Consider the following 17,844-nt stretch of genomic DNA (forward strand, 5'->3'; position numbering starts at 1 on the left):
GTTCTGATCAGACGTTGGCGAAGCTATGCCAGTTGCGCGCGACATTTCACCCGAGCACTTGATTAAAAAAGCCACTTTGGTACTAAAAGAAGGCCATTACGCAATCAGGATGTGATCCAGAATTTTGATATGACGAATATTTTTCAAATCTTGCTCAATATTTCCAACGGTTTGAAGAATGTGTCGGCATTTCCTCTCATGATGGATGCCAGATCAGACGATGCCATCGGGTTGCTGCACACATAAGTTTGCAGCGACCCCGACACTCCCATCACTACGAAACACCTAGTTCGCACTGGCAGGGCCAGTCGTTCTTTTCAACGTTTGGGTTTTTAAATGGCTATCTGGACTGAGTTGGCGCGCGCCGGCAATGACGCTGGCGACGAAATATTGTTGCGACAAAGAGGCGATATCTATGAAATTCGATATAACGGGTTGGAATTGATGTCGAACGTCAATTTCCAATCGGAGATTGTTCTCGCTGAACGTTCACTGCGCTTCTTAAATCACACGCCCAAGAGAATTCTCATCGGTGGGCTTGGCATGGGTTTCACGCTTCGAGCAGCGCTCGATTTTGTTCCGCAGGACACGCAGATAACCGTGTGTGAACTCGTTCCTGAAATTGTCGAATGGAACCGTTCCGTCATCGGTCATCTGGCCGACCATCCAATTCGGGATCATCGTGTTGAACTTCAGGTTGGCGACGTCATGGAGACGTTACGACAGCGGCCTGCGGCATATGATTTGATTTTGATGGATACCGATAATGGTCCTGATTTTCTCGTAAGAGAACAGAACAATGCGATTTACTCTGGAAGCGGCCTCGCCGTCCTGGGAAGAGCTCTGATCCCGACAGGGGCGGCAAGTTTCTGGTCTGCAACCACATCGTCAAAGTTCGAGAGAATGCTTGATGCGGAACGATGGAACTGGAACCGTCACGATATATGCCTGATAGGTGGCAGAGCCGATGCATTTCATTATGTTTATTCTGTCAATCGAAGCGCAAAAACGGTTCTTCAATCCCAAAAGAATAGCAGCCCGCGCCAACCAGTCAGTGCCTGACAACTCCATGGGGAGGAAGGCGGCTTACCGCTGTCTTCCTTTCATCATCTGCATATCTCGCACTGCTGCAAAGGCGAGGTCGGCGAGCGGCCCGGTCGCAAATTCTACTTCCACAGTATAATACGCTAGGCGTTCAGCGCATCGGATGCTAAATCCTCCATAGAAAGACATGACGACCACGGAAGCTCGAGACGCAGCGATGATGAATCACGAATCCCATGACCCAGGCGGCAAGGTTCGCTTGAAGGTTAAACCGGAGATCAGAGGCGACGCAATCTTTTCCGAATGCGGTCGATACCGTCGTCTTCTGACGCGCGAATGGGACGGTGGAGATAAAGACGGATATGTGCTCTGGATCGGCATGAACCCCAGCACTGCGGCCTATGATGTGGACGATCCAACGGTTTTCAAAGAGCAGAAGTTTACGCGCCGCTGGGGCTACAGCCGCTATGTAAAATGCAACGTGATGGATTATCGCGCCACGCATCCAAAAATGTTGCTGGAAGAAGGTGTTGTTCCTTGCACCGAGGAGAATGTTCAGACAATTCTCGAACAGGCCAAACATGCAGCAATCGTGGTGATGGCCTATGGATCACTGCACAAGAAGTTTGCGCATCATGGCGAGCTCATCACGAATGCGCTGCGCAACAACAATATCAAGCTCCATGCGCTGAAGATTACAAATAATGGCTCGCCCGGCCACCCGCTTTATTTGAAGGATACGAGCGAATTGATCGCTTATTGAAACACGAACGATGTTCGGCTGGACACAAAAAATATTATCGATCCGGGGAGCGGTTGATGCGCAAAACCGGCACCACAGACCAACGATAGAAAGACGGAAAATTGGCCAAGAACCTTCCCCGCAATCAGGCTGGTTTTGCAACGCGCGCGATCCATATCGGTCAGGAACCAGATCCTTTGACCGGAGCCGTGATCCCTCCGATCTACCATGCAACGACATATGTGCAGGACGGGATTGGAGCGAGCAAAGGTTTCGACTACACCCGCAGCGGCAATCCAACCCGAAATGGTCTGGAACGCTGCCTCGCAGACCTTGAAGGTGCAGAAGCGGCGTTCGTTTTTCCGAGCGGCCTTGCTGCAGCGGCGACATTGATTGAAGCGCTCCCGGCGGGATCGTCGATATTGGCGCATAACGATCTCTATGGCGGTGTCTATCGACTGCTTGCCGACGTCAAGCCGATCACGGCGGCGCATAATGTCAGTTTCGTGGATTTTTCCGACGAAGCCGCTCTTCGCCAGGCCGTCGCCGATCACAAGCCCGCTCTGCTCTGGTTTGAAACACCATCCAACCCAACACTGCGCATCGTTGATCTTTCTCTGGTCGCGGAACTCGGCAACAAGGCTGGAGCGATCACGGTTTGCGACAGCACCTTCTCCTCGCCAGCTGGCCAGCGCCCGATCGACTACGGAATTGATGTGGTCGTCCATTCGGCAACGAAAATGCTGAACGGGCATTCCGATCTTCTCGGCGGCGTGGTTGCGGTCTCTTCGAACGCTCCCGCCGGGCTTGCGGAACGCGTCAAATATTTGCAAAACGCGCTCGGTTCCGTGATGTCGCCGACCGATTGCGCTCTTTTGCACCGCTCGCTGAAAACCTTGGAAATTCGCAGCATCCGGCAATCGGAAACCGCGCTGAAGCTTGCAACCCATCTCGAACAAAGAGCTCAAGAACTGGGGCTGACCAAGGTTGTATATCCCGGTCTGGAAAGCCACCCGCAGCATAAACTGGCGGCGGATCAGATGATCAATTTCGGTTGCGTCATCTCCATAGAAGTCGCAGGTGACCTTGCACGCGTCGAAAGCATTTTGACTTCGACCCGCTATTTCCACTTCGCTGTCAGCCTTGGAAGTGTGGAAAGTCTCATTCAGCATCCGTTTTCACTGACACATGCGGTTGTGCCAGAAGACCAGAAGAATGATCTGGGCATTGGCGCGCAGCTCATTCGCATCTCTATCGGTCTGGAAGACCCGGAGGATCTGGAAGCCGACCTTGTGCAGGCATTGATAAATAACCGCTGATCGGTTTTTCGAATAGAAGCAAAGTAGCGAGGCGGCCCCAGCAATCCGCCCGCCATTTTGCTTCACTGACAATTAAAACCCGCATCAGCGACTCTGTGGGTGCATCGCACCTGTCGGAACATTATTCCAGCGAGACTGTTGATCTACTCATCTTGCAGCGATGAGGATAGAGCAATGAAACAGTTCATTATCGCGTTAGTTTTTGCAGTCGCCTCGACTGCAGCGTCTGCGCAAACACCCGGCATGCCGACCCAATCGGGTGGACAGGAACCTGAGGTGCCGGGAAACCCGCCGCCTTCGTCCAATCAGCAGCCTGCTGCACCAGAGAACGTACCCGTTCCTGAAAAAGCGCAACCACCAAAACATGATCGTAAAGACCGGATTGAGAAGCACACAAAGTGTGTGCCAGGTCAGGACGCGAAGAAATGCAGGGACGAACAGCGCGGTCGCAAGTAATCGGCTATCTGTCGTCATTCCTTTTGGAACAATCTCCGTATCGCGCGGTTTGGTAGGGCTATTTCGCTTCGCGTCTGTGCGTAGCGGACCAAGCACTCCATTCCAATGAGCGCATTGATGCCGGAGGAAAAGACATGCCCGCAAAATCGAAAGCACAGCAACAGGCCGCCGGGGCGGCCCTCGCCGCAAAACGCGGAGACAAAGCCAAAAGCAGCTTGCAAGGCGCGTCCAAGCAAATGGAAAAATCCATGAGCGAGACGGAACTCGAGAAAATGGCTTCCACCAAGCAAAAGGGAAAGCCGAACCACGCATCCAAGTCCTGAACGTCAACCTGCAAGAATTATCAGGACGATGAAACATTTAGCGGCCTGATGGGTTGGGCAGGCCTGTCGCTGAACGGAGCGGCATCAACGTCTGAAACCCCAAAGGGAGAGTTGGAAATGGCCAGAACCAAGCAACGCACACTTGAGGATCTCTTTTACGATACGCTGAAAGATATCTACTATGCTGAGCGGAAGATATTGAAAGCGCTACCGAAAATGGCGCGCGCCGCCGAAGACGAAAAGCTCAAGAATGCTTTCATGAAACACTATGAGCAGACGGAAGGGCATGTCGAACGCTTGCAGCAATGTTTCGAGATTCTCGGAAAGCGCGCGCAGGGCAAAACATGCGAAGCGATTGAGGGTATCATTGCCGAGGGCGAAGAGATTATGGATGAATTTTCCGAGACCCCCGCTCTGGATGCAGGCCTGATCTCTGCCGCACAGGCGGTTGAGCACTATGAAATAACCCGTTACGGCACCCTGAAGCGTTGGGCACAAACATTGGGCTACAATGATGTGGCCAAGCTGCTCGATCAAACCTTGCAGGAAGAAGGCCAGACCGACAAGGACCTGACCCAGCTTGCTGAAACGTCAGCCAATCGTCACGCCGAAGCTGCCTGAGTTTAATGGACAGCTACGAGAAAATTTGCGTCGTCAGCCAGTCTTCCGACAGTCGGCATAATGTTGCCAGTGTCGAGGCCATCGCTGAACGGTTGGCGAAACTGACGGGCATCCGTCTCGGTTCCACTGTGCAGCATTTCGACGACGCAGACCGGACATTCTTTGTTCCGACTTTCTCGCTTATCCGACAAAGCCACCCCGAACTCGATGCCGATCAGTTTTGGGGTGGCTGTGTGGATCAGGAATTCATGACGACCAAACTGGCGACACACCCCGCCTGGACCGAAGAAGACGCTCTGCCGACCGGCTGGATGCCCCAATTCGCGAAGGATCTGGAAGGTTCTGCCCTCTCCGGTTACTCCGTTTTCTCGCATGACCATGCTGCGCAAGCGGGTGCGTTTCTTCTCGACAAGCGAAAGATCCGATTGAAAGATCCCTATGCATCGGGCGGCAAAAAGCAAAGTGTCTTTCAAAACAATCACGAACTGGACCTGTTTCTTCAAACGCTTTCGGAAAGCGATATCGCTAGAGGAATGGTAATTGAGGAAGATATTGAAAACTCATCGACCTATTCGGTCGGGCAGGTCAGTCTTGCCGGTCTGACCATGAGCTATCTCGGTCGCCAATATACCGCGAGCGACCTCAACGGCGAGACCGTTTATGCGGGAAGTCGGCTCTATGTGGCACGCGGCGGCTGGGATGCATTGCGAATTCGACTGCGCATGCCTGTCGCCCATCGAATTATCGAAGGCGCGCAACGCTACGATACCGCAGCCGAGCAACATTTCGGCCTCGTCGCTTCGCGTAAAAACTATGACGTTCTGGTCGGACCCGTGACGGAAGATGGCTTTTGTTGCGGAGTGCTAGAGCAATCATGGCGAGTGGGCGGGGCTTCTCCTGCGGAAATCCTCGCTCTGGAGGCGATGACTGCGGACAGTTCCGTCAGCGCCTTGAAGGTTGCCGCACGCGAGACTTACGGTGCAGAACCGCGGTTCGCAGCCGATGATTTTGTTGTGTATGCAGGCGAGGACGATATCGGCCAGCCGCTCTATAAATATGCACGAATAGAGAAACTCTATCATGATCCGTAATGCTACCACCATTGATGTAGACCCAGTCCAACTGGACGCCACGGTCATCTCACCGGACACAACCATTCCAGGCGTTTTGTTTCTCCACGGCTGGGCTGGGAATCAGGAACGCGATATCGAACGGGCTAAATCAATTTCGGAACTCGGTTGCGTTTGCCTGACATTCGACATGCGCGGTCACGGACATACAGTCACCAGCAACAAGACCGTAACGCGCGGAGAGAATCTCGATGATGTCATTGCCGCCTATGACCGGCTGGCAAGCTTAAAGATCGTCGAGGATGGTTCGATTGTCGTCGTCGGAAGCAGCTATGGCGGTTATCTGGCGACGCTATTGACGGAATTTCGGCCCGTCAGGTGGTTGGCTCTCAGAGCCCCTGCCCTTTATCGCGACAGTTATTGGCAATTGCCGAAAGCGCAACTCGATAGGGTTGATCTCCAATCCTATCGCTCGGCGTTGGTCGGAGCGGAGGACAATCGGGCGCTCCGTCAGGCACGGGAGTTTCGCGGGGACGTCCTGCTCGTTGAGTCCGAACACGATACAATTGTACCTCATCCAACCATCGCCAGTTATCAAAGCGCTTTCATCCATTCTCATTCACTGACCCTGCGTATGCTGGATGGTGCAGACCACGCTCTTGAGGACGCTGTTCACCAGAAGACTTATAACCATCTTCTGACACGTTGGATCAGGGAAATGGTTCTCGGCGCCCGTTAGAATACAGCGTAAAAGCAGAAACTTACGGCCATTATCCAACTCTGTTGGATCAAAACACAAGGCAGTGGAACATCCTAGCCTCTCGCTGGTTAGGACACCTCTCACGATGAAGGGAGGAATTCCATGAAAAGCTCAGTCCGATATCCAGCAGCCGCTGCTTTTGTTCTTATTGCCACCACTGCCTTCGCCCAAACGGCGCCCTCTGATGAGCCGCAAACCCCTGCGGTTACAACGCCAGGCGAGACCAATCCGAACGCACCCGTTCCGGGCAAGAACAGTTTCACCGAAGAGCAGGCAAAGCAGCGTTTCACCGACGCAGGTTACACCAACATCATGAACCTCAAACTGGGCGAAGATGGCATCTGGCGCGCCGAAGCGGCGCGTGATGGACAGCCCTTTAAAGTTCAGCTCGACTTTCAGGGCAATGTAACCACGCAATAATAACGCAGCCCTAACCGAACGAAGGAGATGACAATGGTACATGTCACCGGTCTTTTCGATAATCATGACGAAGCGCTCGACGCTGTCCGGGCACTGCAAGAAGCAGGTATTTCAGCTGACGATATCAGCCTGATATCCAACAATACCAACGGCCAATATGCCGATGATGCTGTCAGAGAAGATCAATCCACCATTGCCGGGGTGGAAACTGGCGCTGGTGTCGGAGCTGTTGCGGGTGGTGGAGCCGGACTGCTGACGGGGCTGGGACTGCTTGCAATTCCCGGTGTCGGGCCCGTCGTTGCTGGCGGCTGGCTCACAGCCACCCTCGTCGGGCTGGTCGGTGGTGCCGCCGCAGGCGGTGTTGCAGGCGGTATCGTTGGCGCGCTGATGGAAAGCGGCATTCCGGAGGAAGAAGCGCAAGCCTATTCCGAAGCGATCCGCCGGGGCAGCACGCTGGTCGTCGTTCGGTGCGACGAAGAGGACCGTCCGAAAGTGGAAGCGATTTTCGACGAGTGGGCGCGTGTGGACATCCGGAAACGGCGCAATGCTTATGTCGATGAAGGTTGGGAAGGATTCAGCGCTTCTGGCGCGCCATACACATCCGACCAGATCGAGCAAGAACGCCGCCGATGGACATAATTTAGAAGTGGAGCAGCCAGCATGAAGGAGGTTACTCCCAAGGATGCCCGGCAAGGCCGGAAGGGAAGCCGGATTTTCCTGATCCTTATTGTCAGTCTGGTGCTGGCGATGATTGTCTGGGCAGCGGTCGAATTTTACGGCCAGTTGACCCCCGGCAGGGGTTTCATGGATGACAACAGCAAGCCGCCCGCATCCACGGAATCGAAACCTCCTGCTTCTGCAACGGGGGCGCAATGACACGCCCGGCGACAAAAATTACGGAGGCTACCCTGGCCTCCGTTCGGCATGAAGCGCTTAGCTGTCGGCGTTGCGAGCTATACAAAAATGCGACGCAAACAGTCTTTGGCGAAGGGCCGGTGGGAGCCGGTATCATGTTCGTTGCAGAACAGCCGGGAGATAAGGAGGATCAAGGGGGGCGCCCCTTGATCGGTCCGGCAGGGCAGATGTTTGAACGCTGCCTCGCGGAAGCAGGCCTTTCACGCGATCGTTGCTATCTCACCAACGCGGTCAAACATTTCCGACATATTCAGCGGGGCAAGAAAAGGCTCCATCAGCGCCCTTCGACCAGCCATATAGAGGCGTGTCGCTGGTGGCTCGAGCAGGAGATCGAACTGGTCCACCCGCAACTTATTGTGGCGCTGGGAGCGACCGCCGTGCAATCCCTGTTGGAGAAGACAGTTCGGATAGCGGACATGCGCGGGCGGTTGCTCGCTTACGGTGAGAATACCCAATTGCTCGCCACCATCCACCCTTCTTACCTGCTGCGGCTACGAAGCCGACCGGATTTCGAGAAAGAACGCGCCTTGTTCCTCAAAGAGCTCGCGATGGCTGCGGATTTTGCCAATTAATCCGGACTCTGGACAAACGTGAAGTTTGTTACACCAATAGCGCGGAACATCGGCGCGCCGGTCGGGTTAGGCTTATGTCACGCGCGACAGATACCTTGGAAAGCATGAAACCCACCGGAAGGAAAGATAATGGCCCAGAGTCATACACCAAGCCATACCCAGGGTGGCACCCACGAACAACATGTCAAGGCTGGTCAGCAAAGCCATAAGAACGACGGCAAGCAGGCTAGCGGTGGCAATAATCAGCAGTCTTCCTCACGCGGCGGCTCACACGAGAAGCATGTGAAGGCGGGGCAGCAAAGCCACAAGAACTCGTGACAAAAAAGGGGCGGCATAAGCCGCCCCACACTCAAACCGAACCGTGGTTCGGAAAGGTCAGACTGATGTCTTGCCCCCTCCATTCCGACTACACGTTGGAACCGGACGAGCTTGTTGATATGATCCCGGCATTGCGCGCATTTGCGCGCACTTTTTATAGCCAACGGGAAGATGCCGAAGATCTCGTACAGGAAACGCTCGTTAAAGCCCTAGCAAACCGGGAGAAATATATCCCTTATTCCCCGCTGAAATCCTGGCTTTTCACCATTATGCGCAACACATTTTGCACCCGCATCCGGTTGCAAAAGCGAGAAGCGCCCGGTGTTGCCGAATGTATATCGCCGACCGCAAGCGTCGGTGCTTCACAGGAATATACGCTCGAAGCACATGATGTGCAGATCGCGCTTGAAACCTTGCCACAGAAATATCGCCGTGTGCTTTCGCTGGTGGTGCTGGAAGGTAAAAGCTATGAACGTACAGCTGAAATTTGCGCTTGTTCGATTGGTACAGTGAAAAGCCGTCTGCATCGCGCCCGCCATAAGCTGCACGATATCGTCGATAGTTGATGAACGAAAAACTGTCGAACTGCCTATTCATAGCGTTTTGATTGAAGCGCAAAACCATCGCCCGATATCTTGCGTTTTGCCTTCGGACATGACTAACTAACTACTTGTTATGATAAGTCTAAATGATAGGGCCATGTATTCATTTTCGGGCAAGCGCATTCTCGTTTTCGAAGACAGTTTTCTTCTTTCGGAGGAAACCGGTCGCAAACTTGGTGCGATTGGTGCTGTAATTCTTGGCCCCGTCAACACGACCGAGCAAGCGCTCCATTTTCTCCAAAACGAAGAAGTCGACGCCGCTATACTTGATGTGGCGCTGGAGCCGGCAACTGTATTGCCGCTTGTCGATGCGCTTGAAACGCGATCGACGCCGTTCATTTTCGCCCTGTCCATGAATCCGGCGAGTGATAACAAGGGCTTTACCGGCTTCGTGCTGAGTAATCGTGACAATGATCTGTCGGTCATTGCCGAAGCTCTTTTTCGTCGTCGCGGTCTGGAACAGTAGTCCCGAACGTCACGGACACATTCTACGCCACATGATGGGAACACCGGAGGATTCCGGTGGTTAGATCCGAAGCGATAATAATGCTGAGGAAGGACAACCCTTTATGAATAAACAATATCCCACCCCTCCCTTCGATACGCCGCATCAGGCCATGCCAGGCTTGACGGAAAAGATGAATCCCAAGCCTGATCATGGCGAAGCAAGCTACAAGGGTTCCGGCAAGTTGGAAGGACGAAAAGCCATCATCACGGGCGGCGATAGCGGGATCGGACGCGCCGTAGCTATCGCCTTTGCACGAGAAGGTGCTGATGTTCTGATCGCCTATCTTCAGGAAGAGGCCGATGCGCTTGAAACGCGGTCGCTGATCGAGGCAGAGGGCCGCAAGGCCGTTTTGATGAAATGCGATATTCAGCGTTCCCAGACCTGCCGGGAAATTGCAGAGCGCGCCGCCAAAGAATTTGGGCAGATCGATATCCTGGTCAATAATGCCGCGCATCAGGCCAGTTTTAACGCGTTGGAAGATATCAGCGATGAAGAATGGGATCTGACCTTCCGTGTGAACATCCATGCAATGTTCTATCTGACAAAGGCCGCCCTGCCTCATATGAAACCGGGATCCGCGATCATCAACACGGCTTCGATCAATTCGGACATGCCCAACCCGACCTTGCTGGCTTATGCAACGACAAAGGGCGCCATCCAGAATTTCACTGCTGGCCTTGCGCAATTGCTGGCTGAAAAAGGCATTCGCGCCAATGCGGTTGCGCCGGGGCCGGTCTGGACGCCCCTGATCCCTTCCACATTGCCGGAAGAGGCTGTTGCATCATTCGGCAAACAGACGCCGATGAAACGACCCGCCCAGCCTGCGGAACTTGCCTCCGCCTATGTCATGCTGGCAGATCCACTATCGAGCTATACGTCAGGCGCAACCATTGCAGTCACGGGCGGAAAGCCAATCCTCTAAAAGAAAGCGCCCGCTTTAAGCGGGCGCTTCAATCGGGAGGATCTGTCTGTAAAGAATGGGGCGAAGGCTGCGTTCCAGCATCGTCATCGGTGGAAGGATAAAAGAGAGACCCTACCACCAGAAGCAACACCACACCGATGGCCAATAGAAGGAGCGTTCTCATTTGTCTGGCACGCGTTGCGCGTAGAGCCAATGCTCCTTGTCACCGCGGTCCTTCGGACGGTCGGTAGCCTTCTGGTCCTTCGACTTTTCTGAAGTCTTATCAGGCATTGTTGATGCCTTTCTATGCTCTTGTCGGAGTTGCTTGGGGATATGATGATCGTCCATCTCGTTCTCCTTTGGGCCAGTTTTTCGGGCTCAGACCGGCACCTAACCGACAAGCGCAGTTTATGTTCCCACAAAATTAGGCTCGATGATCGGTATCGAGGGACGCAATGAGGCTTATCAATTGCGGCTCGTCCACCAGCAGACCCGCCTCATCCGGCGAAAGCCATTTGCGCTGGCGCTGCTTCTGTTCTGGCCAACGGGCGTTTTCGCATTGAACATGCAACGGATAGACCCTCACCTTAACCGGGATGAAAACTCTTTTCAGGCGCTTCCAATACAGATAGTGGCCGATCGTAGAACGGCTGACTTTTCCTTCAATCCCCGCTTCTTCGAGGGCTTCAATACGTGCAGCGTCGGCGAGACTGCGCTTTTTCATCGGCCAGCCTTTCGGCAAGGTGAAGCGATGTGTGCTGCGCGACGTGACCAGCATGATCTTGAGGTGGCCATTTTCAAACCGATAGGGAAGTGCTGCCGCCTGCTCCAGCTCGTGGCCAGCCTTGGCCCGACGGATTCGCTTTTTCCATTTTCCACTAGCCATCGGCTCTCCTCCTGGAGCATCCCGATGCATAACCGCAAAAATACGCTTCTGTTCCATTTGAAACAATAACGCCATTTCATGATTTGGGGTTCGAACATGTCAAAGGAGGAACGGGAAAATGCACGACGCAAAGCAGACTGAATGCATCACCGCCTGTCTCGACTGCTATCGCATCTGCACCGAAATGGCGTCCGACCATTGTCTGGAACGTGGAGGCGCACATGTCGAACCAAAACATTTCAGAACCATGCTGGGCTGCGCCGAACTTTGTCGTACTGCGGCGCACGTGATGATGCTTAAGAGCCCCATCCACAATGAGCTATGCAGGCTCTGCGCCCGGATATGCGACGACTGCGCGGAAAGCTGTCGCGCGCTGGATGGTATGGAAGAATGTGTGGCGGCTTGCCAACGCTGCGCCGCATCCTGCAGGGAGATGGCAAATCATCCTGTGGAATGAGTGGCCTCTACAGCGGCTTCTCCTGCGGTATCCAGTGGATCGCGTCGGGATTAATCCCCAGAAGCAACGCCACGGCTACCGCACGGGCCTTCAGTTCCTCGGTGAGAACTGTGGATCGGGAAAGCACCCAGAAATAGTTGCGGCTTGACCCGACGATGATCGCCCACTCGTAATTCTCATCGAGATCAACAATGTTATAGCCGCCATAAAATGGGCCGAAGAAGGACACTTTCAACGCACCTTCGTCGGACGCGCCTACAAATTTTGCAGTACCGGTCGCACTTGTCGAACGACCTTTCCATGGATCAAACCCGCTATTGACGACGCGGACGGTTCCATCAGCGTTCAGAGAATATTCCGCCGTTGTGCGCGTGAGACCGCGTTCGAAGCGGTTTTCAATACGGCCAAGCTCAAACCATTTTCCAAGATAGCGGGAAAGATCGAACGGTTTCACCGGCACAACGCCTTTGGGCACTTGCGGCGATGCTGCCCTTGCCAGAGCAAATCCCAGTGCTAGCCCTGAAATTCCGAGCAGAAACTTGGCCGTTTTCATAATTGCGTCCTTCCTTGTCAGTTCATGACTAACCAGATGCGGGAGAAATAGTTCCGTTATTCAGGCATTCGCCATCAGCCATTTCAGCGTATTGCGTTCGGCTTTGCTCAGCCGAGGCGCCACAAGCCGGTTCGCTCCGGCGGCCTCCACTTCGCCAGCCAGCGTTCCCCGCTCCCAATGCTCGATAACGCCCGGATGAATATAGGCGCTGCGGCAAACCGCACGCGTATTGCCAAGCGATTGAGCGATACCGTCAATCACTTGATTGAGCACGCGCTTTCTGGCCGCTTCGCTTTCAGGTAATTCCGTCGAGCAGAGTGCTTCAACTGCCTCTGCGGTCGCAGCCCAGGTGCGAAAATGCTTGGAGGTAAATTCTGCCCCCATGGCGTCTCGCAGATAATCGTTGATATCCTGCGAGCAAACGGCGCGCCGGGCTCCCTCGTCATCGATATATTGGAACAGTTGCTGCCCCGGCAGCTCCTGTACTGACCGCACAATCCGTGCAATCCGCCTGTCGGACAGTTTCAGGTTCCAGCTCTTGCCCGACTTGCCCGTGAAAACCAGACGCAAGCCTGCTCCGTCGTCCTTGACATGGCGATTGCGCAAGGTGGTGATGCCAAAACTGTTGTTCTCCCGCGCATAGTTAGGGTTGCCAACGCGCAGCAACAGTCTGTCCATCATCCAGATGACGGTTGAGACCACCTTTTCCCGACCGAGGGAACGTCGCCGTATGTCTGCGTCGATCTTTTGCCGGAGACCGCTGAGCTTCTGACCAAAAGCCTGCAAGCTTGAAAACTTGCTCTGTCCGCGCTCTGCCATCCACGCAGGATGATAGATATACTGCTTCCTGCCGCGTGCGTCGCGGCCTGTAGCCTGTATGTGGCCATGCTGGTCGAGACATATCCAGACGTCCTTCCATGCGGGCGGAATGGCCAAGGCCGCTATCCGCACCTTTTCCCCCGCACTGACCGCATGTCGATGGCAATCGAGATAACGAAAGCCCGTGCCGCAACGAATGCGCTTTAGGCCCGGCTCGGTATCAGTGACATGGATCAGGCGATGCGGGATCGGCGATTTTTCGAGCAATGGTGCTTCCCCGAAATGGCTGTGGCGGAATCTCCTTCGCTGATAACCACCCAAACGCCTAACAGGTTCCAGCGCGGCCCTGAACCGGAACCTTCCAGCCTTCAATTGGTTATCCTCCACCTGAAAGGGGATGAAACGGTGCCGCACGCATTCTGGAAAGGCTATCTGAAACTGTCGCTCGTCACTTGTGCCGTCGAGTTAATGCCGGCGACCAGCGACAGCGAGAAAGTGCGCTTTCACACGCTCAACGCCAAAACAGGCAATCGGGTCATCAGCCGCTATGTCGATTCAGTGACGCACAAGCCTGTGCGCGATCAGGACGAGATCAAGGGCTTTGAGAAAGCGGAAGGCGACTATATCCTCCTTGAAGATGATGAGCTGGAAGCGGTGGCCCTCGAAAGCACACGCACCATCGATATCGATAAATTCGTAGAACGCGATAGCATCGGTTGGATCTGGTACGACAAGCCCCATTATCTCTCACCCGCTGACAAGGTTGGGCAGGAAGCCTTTGCAGTCATTCGGGAAGCGATGGACAAAAGCGGCGTCTGCGGCTTGGCGCGACTGGTAATGTACCGGCGCGAACGAGCCGTCCTTCTGGAGCCACGTGGTCCAGGTATTGTCTTATGGACCTTGCATTTCGGCGATGAAGTGCGAAAACCTGAGGATTATTTTTCAAATATCGGGGGCGAAAAGCCCGATAAAAAGCTGTTTTCCATGGTTCGTAAGCTGATCAAGGACAAGACGGAAGACTGGAATCCGGATTTGCTGAAGGACCCGGTTCAGAGGAATCTGAAATCGATGATAGCCGCCAAGAAGAAGAAAACAAAAGCACCCGCAAAGGCCAAATCCAGCGCCACGCCCCCGCCGACCAGCGGCAATGTTATCAACATCATGGATGCTTTGCGCAAAAGTCTCGCCAACGAGAAAAAACAGCGCTAACTGCTTATTTTGGCGCGTTCTCTTACCACTTCGGCAAAGGTTTTGCCGCTTTGCGGAAATCCTCCCAAGGATCGTTCTTTAAAGCCGCAAGCCGCGTCGGCGTGTTCACTATGGTGAAATGGGTCGGACCGATTGCCGGGCTTACTTCATTCCATGCGAGCGGCATGGAAACCGCTGCACCCGGACGAGCGCGAGGCGAGTATGGCGCAACCGCAGTCATACCGCGTTGATTGCGCAAGTAATCAATGAGGATTTTGCCTTTGCGTTTGGCTTTGGAAATGGTTGATACGTAGCGATCAGGATTATCCGCCGCCATCTCGTCGGCGATTGCCTTGGTGAAAGCCTTCAGACTTTCCCAGTCGGCCTTCGGTTTTAACGGCACAACGACATGCAGCCCCTTGCCGCCCGACGTTTTTACAAAAGTGGTGAGGCCGTGTTTCTCAAGCCGCTCCTTTGTTTCAAAAGCGCCTTCGACGACGCGCTCCCAGGCCACACCGTCTCCGGGATCAAGATCCATGGTCAATATATCTGGCAGTTCCCAGTTTTTAAGGGTCGATCCCCATGGATGTATTTCCAGCGTGGCGGCCTGCACCAGCCCGATCAGACCGTCGAAATCCTTGATTGCTATGTACGGTTCTTCATCCTTCTCAGACGGATCATCAACCTCAACAATATGTTCGTTCAGACCCTTCCACGCGTGTTTCTGGAAGAAGTGCTGGCCGTCGATGCCTGTGGGACAGCGCAGCAAAGCCAGTGGCCGATTGATGATAAACGGCTCAATGCGCGGCCAGACCTCGGCGTAATAATCCGCCAATCCCTGTTTGGTGATACCCTCTTTCGGCCAGTATACACGGTCCGGGTGGGTGAGCTTCACATCGGCTTCTTCGGGAGCTGCTTTTTCGGGCCGGGCTGGCATGGCACTTTTCTCCAAGATGACCTCCTTCGCGGCCTTGTCGTCCCGCAAGCCGCGGAAAGACGCGTGGCGCAATCTCCTGTCTGCGGTCCATGCGCGAAACTCGATCTCTGCGACGAGCTGCGGTTTGACGAATATCGCGCCGCGCTTTTCTTCAGCTGTCAGCGTCGTGGCAAAGGGGCTTTTCTCCTGACGCATCGCGTTGAGCTTTTTATAAAGATCTTTGGCCAGTTTGACCGAAAATCCGGTTCCGACCCTCCCGACCGAAACGAGACCTTTCTTTTCCTGAACGCCCAGCAAAAGCGAACCGATTGCATCGCGCGTTGCGCTGGAAGGTACAAAGCCGGCAATGACAAATTCCTGTCGTCCGATGCATTTCGATTTGCGCCAGTCTTTGCTGCGTCCCGAACTATAAAGGCCCTCGCTCAGCTTCGAGACAATGCCTTCCAGCCCCAGACCGCAGGCATTGTTCAACACAGCTTCCCCGTCGGCATCAAAAGCCTCGCTATAGCGTAATGTGGCCATCGAAGGGGAGATAAGCTTTGCCAGCAGCGCCTTGCGCTCGACCAACGGCACCTGACGCAGATCGTTGCCATTAAAATAGAGGAGATCAAAGAGATAATAGGCGAAGCGATCCGAACGCCCCTCGCTCAAATCGCTTTGCAACGCGGAAAAATCCGACAAGCCCGCGCCGCTTTCCACCACAATTTCGCCGTCCAAAATGGCATTGTCGACGCCGGTCGCCAGAATATCTTTTGTGATCGCTTGGCCGAATTTTTCGGTCCAATCCAGCCCACTGCGCGAATAAAGCACGACATTGCCGTTTAAAACGTGCGCTTGAATACGATAGCCATCAAACTTGATTTCGTGAATCCAGCGGCTCCCTTCTGGAGCAGCGGATACCAACGTCGCCAATTGCGGTTCGATGAACTGCGGCATCGCAGCCTTTTTGGCGAGCTTCGGCAGAGGTTGCGCCTTTTCTTTGGCAACGCGGGTTTTAGCGATAGGCCCGGTTTTGGATGACCAGCCCGGCGCTTCATCTTCCACCTCGGCAATAACCCGCCCGGTTTTTACCGATTGCGGTTCTTCCTCGAGAATATCCGGATCGTTTGCCTCCCGCGCAAACTCATCCTCCCCCTTTATGAGCAGCCAGTTTTCGCGCTTTTCACCGGGCTTTCCATGCATTCGAACGAGATGCCAACGGCCCTTGAGCTTTTCGCCATCCAGTTCGAATTCCATGTGCCCATTATTGTACTGTTTGTGTGGATCGCCGATTGGCTTCCACTGCCCATTGTCCCAGACAATGACTGTGCCGCCGCCATATTCGCCCTTGGGGATTGCGCCTTCAAAACCGGCATATTCGAGAGGATGATCCTCCACATGGACAGCCAGACGCTTTTCACCGGGCACCAGACTTGGTCCACGCGTGACCGCCCAGCTTTTCAACACGCCGTCCATTTCGAGCCTGAAATCATAGTGCAACCGGCGCGCGTCGTGTTTCTGCACCACAAAAAGGTCGCCCTTGCTCCGCCCCGCCTTGCCGCGCGGCTCTTTCGTCAGGCTGAAGTCGCGTTTCTTGTTATAGGTTTCAAGCGGCTGTCCCATCATCCGGCCTTTCGGGGCTTCGCTTTGCTTGTCGCAGTTTTCGCCGGTTTTTTCTTCGGCGCGCTCATGGCTGCGCTCTTACGCAAGGCTTCCTTCAGATCGATCACGTCAGCAGTCTTTGGAGCGGCAGGCTTTTTGAGCGGCTTGCCTTCGATCTTCGCTTTTATTAGCTCGGCAAGCGCCGCGTCATAACGGTCGTCGAAGCTTGAGGGATCGAAACGGCCCATCTTGGTGTCGATGATATGCTTGGCCAGATCGAGCATTTCCCGGTCGAATTTGAATGCTTCGAGATTTGAAAATGCTTCGTTCGCAGAACGAACTTCATAATCAAAATTAAGCGTCGTTGCGATCAATCCATCGCCCTCCGCCCGGATAAGAATTTTGCGCGCGCGGCGGAAAAGCACCGCCTCTGCAACCGCCGCAACGTTTTCAGCTTTCAGGCCGTCGCGAAAAAGCGAGAAGACCTCGTCATCATCAACAGGCGCCAGATAATAGGGGCGGTCCAGATAGACATCATCGATATCACCACATTTGACAAAATGGGTGATGTTCAACGTTTTGTTGCTGTCCGGGATGGCCGACTGGATTTCATCATCATCGAAACTCACATAACGACCGGAAGAGATTTCATATCCCTTGATCTGCTCTTCGCGCGGAACAGCTTTGCCTGTATCGCTGTCGACAAATTCGCGGCTGAGACGATTGCCCGTTTTGCGATTGACCAGATGGAACGAAACCCGCTCGGAGGTTGATACCGCCGTATAAAGGCCGACAGGCATCAAAAGCTGCTCGACTTTCAACTGGCCTTTCCAGTTTGCGCGGATAGCCATG

Annotated in this window: 23 protein-coding genes; 18 read left to right on the forward strand and 5 right to left on the reverse strand. The window is 54.2% G+C overall.

Annotation, left to right across the window (positions count from 1 at the left end; genetic code table 11):
• Nucleotides 1-336 precede the first annotated feature (336 nt).
• The 16 genes from D8666_RS18275 to D8666_RS18350 all read left to right on the forward strand — a co-directional run bounded on the left by D8666_RS18275 (nt 337) and on the right by D8666_RS18350 (nt 10,592).
• On the forward strand, nt 337-1,062 hold the full coding sequence (locus D8666_RS18275; protein ID WP_121538923.1) for a spermine/spermidine synthase domain-containing protein: 726 nt from the start codon (nt 337-339) through the stop codon (nt 1,060-1,062).
• Between the two features lie 169 nt (nt 1,063-1,231).
• Complete coding sequence (locus D8666_RS18280; protein ID WP_235859006.1) at nt 1,232-1,807, forward strand: DUF1643 domain-containing protein; 576 nt, start codon at nt 1,232-1,234, stop codon at nt 1,805-1,807.
• Between the two features lie 101 nt (nt 1,808-1,908).
• Nucleotides 1,909-3,105, forward strand: a complete 1,197-nt coding sequence (locus D8666_RS18285) for a trans-sulfuration enzyme family protein (protein WP_121538924.1) — start codon at nt 1,909-1,911, stop codon at nt 3,103-3,105.
• A 174-nt stretch (nt 3,106-3,279) separates the two neighbouring features.
• Nucleotides 3,280-3,561 carry a hypothetical protein gene (locus tag D8666_RS18290; RefSeq protein ID WP_121538925.1) on the forward strand — a complete coding sequence of 94 codons (282 nt, stop codon included), beginning with the start codon at nt 3,280-3,282 and terminating at the stop codon, nt 3,559-3,561.
• 134 nt (nt 3,562-3,695) lie between these two features.
• The gene (locus D8666_RS18295; protein WP_121538926.1) at nt 3,696-3,884 is read left to right on the forward strand and encodes a DUF3008 family protein; all 189 of its coding nucleotides are present in this window, start codon (nt 3,696-3,698) and stop codon (nt 3,882-3,884) included.
• Between the two features lie 117 nt (nt 3,885-4,001).
• A complete protein-coding gene (locus tag D8666_RS18300; protein ID WP_109365908.1) occupies nt 4,002-4,505 on the forward strand; it encodes a YciE/YciF ferroxidase family protein in 504 nt (167 codons plus the stop codon).
• Nucleotides 4,506-4,510: 5 nt separating this feature from the next.
• Nucleotides 4,511-5,596 (forward strand): DUF3182 family protein, encoded by a 1,086-nt coding sequence (locus D8666_RS18305; protein ID WP_121538927.1) that lies wholly within the window; start codon nt 4,511-4,513, stop codon nt 5,594-5,596.
• Nucleotides 5,586-6,314, forward strand: a complete 729-nt coding sequence (locus D8666_RS18310) for an alpha/beta hydrolase family protein (protein ID WP_121538928.1) — start codon at nt 5,586-5,588, stop codon at nt 6,312-6,314. Before D8666_RS18305 ends, D8666_RS18310 begins: the two co-directional genes overlap by 11 nt.
• A 123-nt stretch (nt 6,315-6,437) precedes the next feature.
• On the forward strand, nt 6,438-6,755 hold the full coding sequence (locus D8666_RS18315; protein WP_121538929.1) for a PepSY domain-containing protein: 318 nt from the start codon (nt 6,438-6,440) through the stop codon (nt 6,753-6,755).
• Between the two features lie 33 nt (nt 6,756-6,788).
• Complete coding sequence (locus tag D8666_RS18320) at nt 6,789-7,394, forward strand: hypothetical protein (RefSeq protein WP_121538930.1); 606 nt, start codon at nt 6,789-6,791, stop codon at nt 7,392-7,394.
• A 21-nt stretch (nt 7,395-7,415) separates the two neighbouring features.
• Entirely contained in the window at nt 7,416-7,631 is a 216-nt protein-coding gene (locus D8666_RS18325) for a hypothetical protein (RefSeq protein WP_109365903.1), read from the forward strand.
• Nucleotides 7,628-8,242, forward strand: coding sequence for a UdgX family uracil-DNA binding protein (locus D8666_RS18330; protein WP_121538931.1), 615 nt, complete (start codon nt 7,628-7,630; stop codon nt 8,240-8,242). The genes D8666_RS18325 and D8666_RS18330 overlap by 4 nt, the downstream gene beginning before the upstream one ends.
• Nucleotides 8,243-8,371: 129 nt before the next feature.
• Complete coding sequence (locus D8666_RS18335; protein WP_121538932.1) at nt 8,372-8,560, forward strand: hypothetical protein; 189 nt, start codon at nt 8,372-8,374, stop codon at nt 8,558-8,560.
• A gap of 65 nt (nt 8,561-8,625) precedes the next feature.
• Complete coding sequence (locus D8666_RS18340; protein ID WP_121538933.1) at nt 8,626-9,126, forward strand: sigma-70 family RNA polymerase sigma factor; 501 nt, start codon at nt 8,626-8,628, stop codon at nt 9,124-9,126.
• 133 nt (nt 9,127-9,259) lie between these two features.
• Nucleotides 9,260-9,628: a response regulator gene (locus D8666_RS18345; protein ID WP_235859007.1), complete on the forward strand. Its 369-nt coding sequence runs from the start codon at nt 9,260-9,262 to the stop codon at nt 9,626-9,628.
• Nucleotides 9,629-9,731: 103 nt separating this feature from the next.
• Nucleotides 9,732-10,592, forward strand: coding sequence for an SDR family oxidoreductase (locus D8666_RS18350; protein ID WP_121538934.1), 861 nt, complete (start codon nt 9,732-9,734; stop codon nt 10,590-10,592).
• A gap of 403 nt (nt 10,593-10,995) precedes the next feature.
• Here the strand turns inward: D8666_RS18350 and D8666_RS18355 are convergent, their stop codons facing one another.
• On the reverse strand, nt 10,996-11,514 hold the full coding sequence (locus D8666_RS18355) for an NUDIX hydrolase (RefSeq protein WP_235859008.1): 519 nt from the start codon (nt 11,512-11,514) through the stop codon (nt 10,996-10,998).
• A gap of 61 nt (nt 11,515-11,575) precedes the next feature.
• Between D8666_RS18355 and D8666_RS18360 the strand changes: the two genes are divergently transcribed.
• The gene (locus D8666_RS18360; RefSeq protein WP_121538936.1) at nt 11,576-11,914 is read left to right on the forward strand and encodes a four-helix bundle copper-binding protein; all 339 of its coding nucleotides are present in this window, start codon (nt 11,576-11,578) and stop codon (nt 11,912-11,914) included.
• 7 nt (nt 11,915-11,921) lie between these two features.
• Here D8666_RS18360 and D8666_RS18365 read toward each other — a convergent pair whose 3' ends face one another.
• On the reverse strand, nt 11,922-12,467 hold the full coding sequence (locus D8666_RS18365) for a lipocalin family protein (RefSeq protein ID WP_109365895.1): 546 nt from the start codon (nt 12,465-12,467) through the stop codon (nt 11,922-11,924).
• A 60-nt stretch (nt 12,468-12,527) separates the two neighbouring features.
• Nucleotides 12,528-13,553 (reverse strand): DNA topoisomerase IB, encoded by a 1,026-nt coding sequence (locus D8666_RS18370; protein ID WP_121538937.1) that lies wholly within the window; start codon nt 13,551-13,553, stop codon nt 12,528-12,530.
• Between the two features lie 138 nt (nt 13,554-13,691).
• On the opposite strand from D8666_RS18370, the gene ku (D8666_RS18375) reads away from it, so the two are divergent.
• Nucleotides 13,692-14,495 carry a non-homologous end joining protein Ku gene (ku, locus tag D8666_RS18375; protein ID WP_109366411.1) on the forward strand — a complete coding sequence of 268 codons (804 nt, stop codon included), beginning with the start codon at nt 13,692-13,694 and terminating at the stop codon, nt 14,493-14,495.
• A 22-nt stretch (nt 14,496-14,517) separates the two neighbouring features.
• On the opposite strand, the gene ligD is transcribed toward ku (D8666_RS18375), so the two are convergent.
• Nucleotides 14,518-17,013 carry a DNA ligase D gene (gene ligD / locus D8666_RS18380; protein ID WP_121538990.1) on the reverse strand — a complete coding sequence of 832 codons (2,496 nt, stop codon included), beginning with the start codon at nt 17,011-17,013 and terminating at the stop codon, nt 14,518-14,520.
• Nucleotides 17,013-17,843 carry a non-homologous end joining protein Ku gene (gene ku / locus D8666_RS18385; RefSeq protein WP_121538938.1) on the reverse strand — a complete coding sequence of 277 codons (831 nt, stop codon included), beginning with the start codon at nt 17,841-17,843 and terminating at the stop codon, nt 17,013-17,015. Before ku (D8666_RS18385) ends, ligD begins: the two co-directional genes overlap by 1 nt.
• Nucleotide 17,844: the final 1 nt, after the last annotated feature.

Source organism: Ochrobactrum soli, from assembly GCF_003664555.1.
GTDB classification, from domain to species: domain Bacteria; phylum Pseudomonadota; class Alphaproteobacteria; order Rhizobiales; family Rhizobiaceae; genus Brucella; species Brucella teleogrylli.